Source organism: Vibrio sp. 970 (genome assembly GCF_033339075.1).
This window is the reverse complement of the sequence record NZ_JAWOTW010000103.1, coordinates 1-1,029: the sequence shown is the minus strand read 5'-3', so window position 1 is coordinate 1,029 and position 1,029 is coordinate 1. Positions and strand designations below refer to the sequence as shown.

2 pseudogenes are annotated in these 1,029 nt (G+C 46.3%); one reads left to right on the top strand and one right to left on the bottom strand.

Annotation, left to right across the window (positions count from 1 at the left end):
• Positions 1-185: pseudogene (locus tag R7Q11_RS25010) on the top strand (DUF1853 domain-containing protein); the annotation flags it as partial.
• Positions 186-249: 64 nt separating this feature from the next.
• On the opposite strand, the pseudogene R7Q11_RS25005 reads toward R7Q11_RS25010, so the two are convergent.
• Positions 250-1,029: pseudogene (locus R7Q11_RS25005) on the bottom strand (alpha-D-glucose phosphate-specific phosphoglucomutase); the annotation flags it as partial.

The window sequence follows — 1,029 nt, the reverse complement described above, 5'->3', positions numbered from 1 at the left end:
AATGGAGTTTGATCAATAAACCGCTTTACCACTTAAGCAAACCCAACTGGGCTATTGGTACGGATGATTTTTCTCAGCCGATTGAAAAACCAATGGAGCGATTTGAGCATGCACAAACAGCAGATGGCGAGTTCTGGTTCATCGTGCCAGATAATTGGCCACAAAATCCAAACGCTCATAAATAGAGAGTTAACGACGAGTTGTAAAAAAGGCGACCATCTGGTCGCCTTTTTGTCAGAGTAGGTTTAATTACAAGCCTGCAGCTGCAAATACTTGATTCACAATCTCTTGTGCTTCAGCTTCAATTTGTTTTAGGTGTTCTTCACCCTTGAAGCTTTCACAATAGATTTTGTAGATGTCTTCCGTACCCGATGGACGAGCAGCAAACCAACCATTTTCAGTCGTCACTTTCAATCCGCCAATCGCCGCACCGTTACCAGGAGCGTGTGTTAGACGCGCCGTAATCGGATCACCTGCCAGTGTTTCTGCTGCAACCATTTCTGGCGACAGTTTCTTCAACACATCTTTTTGAGGTCCATTCGCTACCGCTTGAATACGATTGTACTTAGACTCACCGTGTTTAGCGGCAAGCTCTTCGTAGTACTCTTGTGGGTTTTTACCCGTTACCGCAGTAATCTCTGCCGCTAACAAACATAGTAAGATGCCGTCTTTGTCTGTTGACCATGGTGTTCCATCTTTACGTAGGAAAGAGGCACCTGCGCTCTCTTCACCACCAAAACCAAACTTGCCAGTGTAAAGGCCATCGACAAACCACTTGAAGCCGACAGGCACTTCACACAGTTCACGACCCAAATCGGCTACTACTCGGTCAATAAGTGCACTTGAAACCAGCGTCTTACCAACAGCAACATCTTTACCCCACGCCTCACGATGACGGTATAGGTAGTCGATACAAACCGCTAAGAAATGGTTCGGGTTCATCAAACCTTTCGGCGTCACGATACCATGACGGTCATAGTCTGGGTCGTTACCAAACGCAAGATCGTATTCATCTTTCAGGGCTAGCAG